Here is a 6,844-nt window from a genome sequence, read left to right as displayed (position 1 = left end):
AGAAGAACCCGCCGCTGCCCACCGATGCATTCAAGTTCACGGTGCCGAAGGGCGCGGATGTGATCAACGGATAAGCCTGCTGATTGACATAGCTTTGCACGCAGGCAGCAACAAAGCCGCGCTCTTCGGGCGCGGCTTTTTGATTTTCGGGTGCTCGTCACAAGTACGAGCGCTGTAGGACGCGCTACTCGTCCCCCATCGGAACGGGTAGCGCATGTGCGGCTTTCATATCGTCGATAAATGCTTCGACGATCTCCGTCCGATGCTGGCGCGTGCGCGTGACCATGTGAAACGCGACGCGGTAGCGCATCTGCACCGGATTCAACGCGGCGAGCAGCCCTTGCGCGACGAACGGCGCCGCGAAATGCCCCGGCAAATAACCGAGGTGATGCGATGACAGCACCAGCATCGCAACCGCTTCCATGTTGTCCGCGACCGCGGTGACGTTCTGCGGCGTGGTCGAACTCTCCGCTTCGGGCAACGGATAACTGCGCCATGCCCATTCATTCTGTGCGGCCTCTTCAGGTGATACGTCGCCCGCCTGCGCGAACAACGGGTGACCTTTCGCGCAGTAGGCGAACTGGTCCTCGGCGAACACCTCGGTGTATTCGAGCGACGGCACGCGATGCCAGAAATAGCCGATGCCGATCTGAATCCGCCCATTGAGCAGCAGTTCTTCCAGCTCGCCCGGCGAGCGCACCAGAATCGAAAAACGCACCGACTGATCGCGCGCGCGAAAACGGCCGATCGCGTCGCTGATGCGCGCGCTCGCCGACACCGGCGTATGGCCGATCATGCCGATGTCGAGCGTGCCGACCAGCGTGCGGCCCACGTTGCGCGCCTGCATGCCGAAGGCGTCGACGGCCGACAGCAGCGCGCGGGCGGCCTCGATGAACTGCTCGCCGCGCGCGGTCAGACTGAAGCCGCTGCGGCCGCGCGCGCACAGGCGATAGCCGAGGCGCGTTTCGAGCGTTGCCAATTGGGTGCTGATGGTCGACTGGCCGATGTTGAGCGTCGCCTGGGCGGGCGAAACTCCGCCCGCGTCGACGATAGCGAGAAAGACGCGAATCAGCCGCAGGTCAAGATCGGTGAGTTGGGAGAACATGCTTCAGCATACATCGCCGTGGATCGATGTGAAGGATGCGCCACCGCTATTTAAGTTGGCGGGAAATGGCTCAAGAATTGGAGTTCCTCCAAAAGGCGCGCTGTTTTGGTCGCATTTTGGCCGCGTTTCGGCCAATTTCCGCCGATTTTTCGCGCCGAATCTCTTTCATTGCCGAGCCACGATGAATACTTCCTCCTTCATTTCCCCCGAAGCCGGCGAACGGCCGCAACCGCTGTCCGGTAACGCGATGCCGCGCTGCGGCGGTATCGCGACGATGATGCGGCTGCCGAACATCGGCTCGGCTGCCGGATTCGACGCGTGCTTCGTCGGCGTGCCGTTCGATCTCGGTACGTCGAACCGCACGGGCGCCCGCTTCGGGCCGCGCCAGATCCGCAGCGAATCGGTGCTGCTGCGCCCCTACAGCATGGCGACCCGCGCCGCGCCGTTCGACTTTCTGCGCGTGGCCGATCTCGGCGACGTCGCAATCAATCCGTACAACCTGCACGACTCGATCGCGCGGATCGAAACCGCGTACGACGAAATCCTCCAGCACGATTGCAAGCCGATCACGCTCGGCGGCGATCACACCATCGCGCTGCCGATCCTGCGCGCGATTCACCGTAAGCACGGCAAGGTCGGGCTGATTCACGTCGACGCGCACGCCGACGTCAACGACACGATGATGGGCGAGAAGATTGCGCACGGCACGCCGTTTCGCCGTGCGGTTGAGGAGGGGCTGCTCGATTGCGAGCGAGTCGTGCAGATCGGTTTGCGCGGCACCGGTTACGCGGCGGAAGACTTCGACTGGTGCCGCGATCAGGGCTTCGAGGTCGTGCAGGCGGAGGCATGCTGGAATCAGTCGCTCGCGCCGCTGATGACGCGCATTCGCGAGCGGATGGGCGACGGCCCCGTGTACATCACGTTCGACATCGACGGGATCGATCCGGCTTTCGCGCCGGGCACGGGCACGCCGGAGATCGCGGGCCTGACGGTGCCGCAGGCGCTGGAGATCATTCGCGGTGCGCGCGGCTTGAACATCGTCGGCTGCGATCTGGTCGAGGTGGCGCCGCCGTACGATCCGTTCGGTACGACCGCGCTCCTCGGCGCGAATCTCGCGTTTGAATTGCTATGCGTGCTGCCGGGTGTCGAATATCGCGCCGCCGTGCGTTGAAGTGACTGAACCGGGCAGAACGCGTGGAGCCTCATGCGCAAAAGAAAAAGCCTGCTAATGCAGGCTTTTTCTTCGTCAGCCGACTCGCGCTGACAACGCGCCCGATGCGTCAGGCGTATGCCGTCTTACGCGCCGACACGAACACGTAGTAGCACACGGCGCCGATCACGAGCGACGGCAAGGTCGCGCCGAGATTCGGCAGCCATTGATTGATCACCTGATACGAGGCGATGCCGATCGCCCACGCGATGAACGCGCTCAGATGCCAGCCGCCCGAGAAGCCGTAACGGCCACGCACGTCGGCGAGCACGGCGGCCTCGATACGGCGCTTGCGCACGATGAAGTGATCCATCAGCACGACGCCGAACAGCGGTGCGAACACCGAGCCGATCAGCAGCAGGAAGTTCTGATACTTCGCCATCGGCACGAGCAGCGCGATGAGCGTGCACAGCGCGCCGAACGCCGCCGACAGCAACGGCACGCTGCCGCGTGTCCAGAACGTGCCGGTCGAAACGGCGGCCGAGTGAATGTCGGCGAACGCGTTGTCGATTTCGTCGATCAGGATCAGCAGCAGCGCAAGGCCGCCGCCCGCCTGGGCCAGCGCGCTGGTCAGCAGCGCGTCGCCGCCGCCGGCCGCGAGCCCGTAGACCGCGCCTAGCGCGTAGAACCAGATGTTCGCGATGCCGTAGCCGAGCAGCGTGCCGCGGAACGTCTCGCCGGGTTGCCGGCCGAAGCGGGTGTAGTCGGCAATCAGCGGCAGCCACGACAGCGGCATCGCCACCACGAGGTCGATCGCGCCGCCGAACGACATCTCCCCAGTGCCCGGCCGGCGCATCAGCTCGGCCAGGTGGTGGCGCGCGAGCAGATTCCACGTGAGCCATGCAGCGCCCGCGAGCAGCAGCCAGATGCCCCACTTGCGCAGAAAGCGCCGCACGAACGACAGCGGGCCGCTGATCGCCAGCAGCGTCGCGAGCAGGCCGAACACGATGGTCCAGACCAGCGGCATCGACAGGCCGAAAGACTGTTTGGCGAGGGCGTCGGCGGAATCGCGCATCACGATCACTTCGAACGAGCCCCAGCCGACCAGTTGCACCGCGTTGAGCACCGCCGGCACCGACGCGCCGCGCACGCCGAGCGTCGGGCGCAGCGACGACATCGCCGCGAGCCCCGTGTCGGTGCCGATCACGCCGGCCAGCGCGAGCAGCACCACGCCGATTACGCTGCCGATCACGATCGCCAGCAGCGCGTGCGGCAGCGACAATCCCGGCACCAGCAGCGCGCCGGCCTGCGCGACCAGCAGGCCGATGCCGAGCGAGAACCAGAGCGCGAACGCGTCGCCGGTGCGGAACGCTCGGCGCGCGTCGGGCACCGGCGTGAGCGGCGCGTAGGTGGAACCGGCATCGCCGGCGAGAGGATCTTGTGCCATCTGTAGTTGTCCCTGTTGGTGTTGCGACGTTGCTTGCCATGCCGCCCGGCGGTGTGCGTGCCGGGTGGCTTGTTCTGTTATGTTTGCATTTGCCTTTCACGCCGCGGTGGTGTGCGCCGCTGCGGTCCTCATGACCGAACTTCCGGCGCGCGCTGCCGCCCGGGTCGCGCCGCCGCGCCGCGCAGCCATCGTACGCACGCCGTCACTGTCATAATGCGGGACGTTGCCCGCACCTTCACGTGCCGGCTTTGCGCTCATCCGGCAGCACGCCGCCTTCCCACGGACCGCGTCCGGAAAAGCCGAGATTATCCCCAAAACGTCATGTTTGAAGAAACCCGTGCCAATGTTCCGCTCGCCGAACGCCTGCGGCCCCGCCATATCGACGAAGTGATCGGCCAGAAGCACCTGCTTGGCCCGAACAAGCCGTTGCGGGTCGCGTTCGAATCCGGCGAAGCCCATTCGATGATCCTCTGGGGCCCGCCGGGCGTCGGCAAAACCACGCTCGCGCGGCTCATGGCCGATGCGTTTCACGCTGAGTTCATCGCGTTGTCGGCGGTGCTCTCGGGCGTGAAGGATATCCGCGAAGCCGTCGAGACCGCGCAGATTCATCGCGCGAACGGCCATCAGACGCTGGTGTTCGTCGACGAAGTGCATCGCTTCAACAAGAGCCAGCAGGACGCGTTCTTGCCGCACGTCGAGTCGGGACTGTTCGTGTTCGTCGGCGCGACGACCGAGAATCCGTCGTTCGAGGTGAACAGCGCGTTGCTCTCGCGGGCCGCGGTCTACGTGCTCAAGAGCCTCACCGACGAAGAACAGCGCGAACTGCTCGAGCGCGCGCAACAGGAACTCGGCGGCCTCACGTTCACCGACGAAGCGCGCGACGCGCTGATCGGTTCCGCAGACGGCGACGGCCGCAAGCTGCTGAACAACCTCGAAATCGTCGCGCGCGCGGCCGCGCAGCAAAAGACCACGGAGATCGACGGTGCGTTGCTCGGCAGCGCGCTCGCGGAAAACCTGCGCCGCTTCGACAAAGGCGGCGACGCATTCTACGACCAGATCAGCGCGCTGCATAAATCGGTGCGCGGCAGCAGCCCCGACGGCGCGCTGTACTGGTTCTGCCGGATGCTCGACGGCGGCGCGGACCCGCGTTATCTGGCGCGCCGCATCGTGCGCATGGCGTGGGAGGACATCGGCCTCGCCGACCCGCGTGCCGCGCGCATCGCGCTCGATGCCGCCGAAACCTACGAGCGCCTCGGCACGCCGGAAGGCGAACTGGCGTTGGCGCAGGCGATCATCTATCTCGCGGTCGCGCCGAAGTCGAACGCCGGGTACAACGCGTATAACGAAGCGCGGCGCTTCGTCGGCAAGGATCAGTCGCGCGGCGTGCCGGTGCATCTGCGCAACGCGCCGACCAAGCTGATGAAGGAGCTTGGCTACGGCCACGAGTATCGCTACGCGCACGACGAACCCGACGCGTATGCGGCCGGCGAGACCTATCTGCCGGAGAACATGCGCGACCCGCGCTGGTACGAGCCGACGCCGCGCGGGCTCGAAGGCAAGATCGGCGACAAGATGGCGCGTCTGGCCGAACTGGATGCGCAATGGCGCAGCGAGAACAAGCGCAAGAAGGGTTGAGCGTTGCCGGTTTTCCGGCGCGGCCCATTGCGCCATTGCGGTCGCGGCGGTGTCGGCCGAGGCGGCGATCCGCGCGCGTCGACCATCGAACGCACCGGCCGCGCGCGCCGGTGCGCTAAAATCCCACCTTCATACAACGAATACCCGTCCCATCCCATGCTCGACATTCAGCTGCTGCGCAAAGACCTCGACGGCATCGCCAAACGCCTCGCCGACCGCGGCTATACCCTCGACGTGGCGGCTTTCACCGCGCTCGAAGCGGAACGCCGCGACACCCAGACCCGTACCGAAGAAATGCAGGCGCGCCGCAACAGCCTGTCCAAGCAGATCGGCGCGATGAAAGGCAAGGGCGAGGACACTTCGGCGGTGATGGCCGAAGTCGGGGGCATCGGCGACGAGATGAAGGCGTCGGCGGCGAAGCTAGACGATATCCAGAAGCGTCTGTCGGACCTGCTGCTCGGCGTGCCGAACCTCGCGCACGAAAGCGTGCCGGCCGGCGACGACGAAGCCGGCAACGTCGAAGTGCGCCGCTGGGGCACGCCGCGCCAGTTCGATTTCGAGGTGAAGGATCACGTGGATGTCGGCACGCCGCTCGGGCTCGATTTCGAGACCGGCGCGAAGCTGTCGGGCGCGCGCTTCACGCTGCTGCGCGGACAGATTGCGCGGCTGCATCGCGCGCTCGCGCAGTTCATGATCGACACGCACACGCAACAGCACGGCTATACCGAGGTGTACACGCCGTACATCGTCAATCCTGAGATTCTGTACGGCACCGGCCAGCTGCCGAAATTCGCCGACGACATGTTTCGCGTCGAGAAGGGCGGCGACGAGAACACGGTCACGCAGTATCTGATCTCCACGTCGGAGATTTCGCTGACGAACACGGTGCGCGAGAGCATCGTCGAAGCAGACGCGTTGCCGATCAAACTGACCGCGCATTCGCCGTGCTTCCGTTCGGAAGCGGGCTCGTATGGCCGCGACACACGCGGCCTGATCCGCCAGCATCAGTTCGACAAGGTCGAGATGGTGCAGATCGTCGCGCCGGAAGCGTCGTACGACGCGCTGGAGCAGATGGTCGGCCACGCCGAGGCCATTTTGCAGAAGCTGGAACTGCCGTATCGCGTGATCACCTTGTGCACGGGCGACATGGGCTTCTCGGCCGCGAAGACTTATGACCTGGAAGTGTGGGTGCCGGCGCAGAACACCTATCGCGAGATTTCGAGCTGCTCGAACACCGAGTCGTTCCAGGCTCGCCGGATGCAGGCGCGCTATCGCAACGCCCAGGGCAAGCCGGAGCTGGTGCATACGTTGAACGGTTCGGGGCTGGCGGTGGGCCGCACGCTCGTGGCCGTGCTGGAGAACTACCAGAATGCCGATGGCTCGGTGACGGTGCCGACGGCGTTGCAGCCGTACCTCGGCGGTGTGGCGCGGCTGGAAGTGTCGGCGGCCTAATTTGCTTGCAACGACAATGCGGTGAGGGGTCGCCGCGGCGTGCCATGTGATTGGC

5 protein-coding genes are annotated in these 6,844 nt (G+C 65.5%); 3 read left to right on the top strand and 2 right to left on the bottom strand.

Annotated elements, in window-relative coordinates; genetic code table 11:
• Positions 1–184: 184 nt before the first annotated feature.
• Complete coding sequence (locus tag CIC12_RS16270) at positions 185–1,105, bottom strand: LysR family transcriptional regulator (RefSeq protein WP_168665127.1); 921 nt, start codon at positions 1,103–1,105, stop codon at positions 185–187.
• A gap of 181 nt (positions 1,106–1,286) precedes the next feature.
• On the opposite strand from CIC12_RS16270, the gene speB reads away from it, so the two are divergent.
• Positions 1,287–2,276: an agmatinase gene (gene speB, locus CIC12_RS16265; protein WP_168665126.1), complete on the top strand. Its 990-nt coding sequence runs from the start codon at positions 1,287–1,289 to the stop codon at positions 2,274–2,276.
• Between the two features lie 109 nt (positions 2,277–2,385).
• Here speB and cytX read toward each other — a convergent pair whose 3' ends face one another.
• Positions 2,386–3,702, bottom strand: coding sequence for a putative hydroxymethylpyrimidine transporter CytX (cytX, locus tag CIC12_RS16260; RefSeq protein ID WP_168665125.1), 1,317 nt, complete (start codon positions 3,700–3,702; stop codon positions 2,386–2,388).
• 321 nt (positions 3,703–4,023) lie between these two features.
• On the opposite strand from cytX, the gene CIC12_RS16255 reads away from it, so the two are divergent.
• Together CIC12_RS16255 and serS are read left to right on the top strand one after the other, a co-directional pair.
• A complete protein-coding gene (locus tag CIC12_RS16255; protein ID WP_168665124.1) occupies positions 4,024–5,337 on the top strand; it encodes a replication-associated recombination protein A in 1,314 nt (437 codons plus the stop codon).
• A 156-nt stretch (positions 5,338–5,493) separates the two neighbouring features.
• Positions 5,494–6,789, top strand: a complete 1,296-nt coding sequence (serS, locus tag CIC12_RS16250) for a serine--tRNA ligase (protein WP_168665123.1) — start codon at positions 5,494–5,496, stop codon at positions 6,787–6,789.
• Positions 6,790–6,844: the final 55 nt, after the last annotated feature.

This window comes from Paraburkholderia sp. SG-MS1 (genome assembly GCF_012275575.1).
Classification (GTDB): Bacteria; Pseudomonadota; Gammaproteobacteria; order Burkholderiales; family Burkholderiaceae; genus Paraburkholderia.
The sequence above is the reverse complement of the archived record's forward strand: the minus strand, read 5'-3'. Positions and strand labels throughout refer to the sequence as shown.

What these genes read in the sequence shown, in the direction of transcription:
- CIC12_RS16270 (WP_168665127.1), bottom strand. Translation starts at nt 1,105, where the DNA reads ATGTTCTCCCAACTCACCGATCTTGACCTGCGGCTGATTCGCGTCTTT.
- speB (WP_168665126.1), top strand. Translation starts at nt 1,287, where the DNA reads ATGAATACTTCCTCCTTCATTTCCCCCGAAGCCGGCGAACGGCCGCAA.
- cytX (WP_168665125.1), bottom strand. Translation starts at nt 3,702, where the DNA reads ATGGCACAAGATCCTCTCGCCGGCGATGCCGGTTCCACCTACGCGCCG.
- CIC12_RS16255 (WP_168665124.1), top strand. Translation starts at nt 4,024, where the DNA reads ATGTTTGAAGAAACCCGTGCCAATGTTCCGCTCGCCGAACGCCTGCGG.
- serS (WP_168665123.1), top strand. Translation starts at nt 5,494, where the DNA reads ATGCTCGACATTCAGCTGCTGCGCAAAGACCTCGACGGCATCGCCAAA.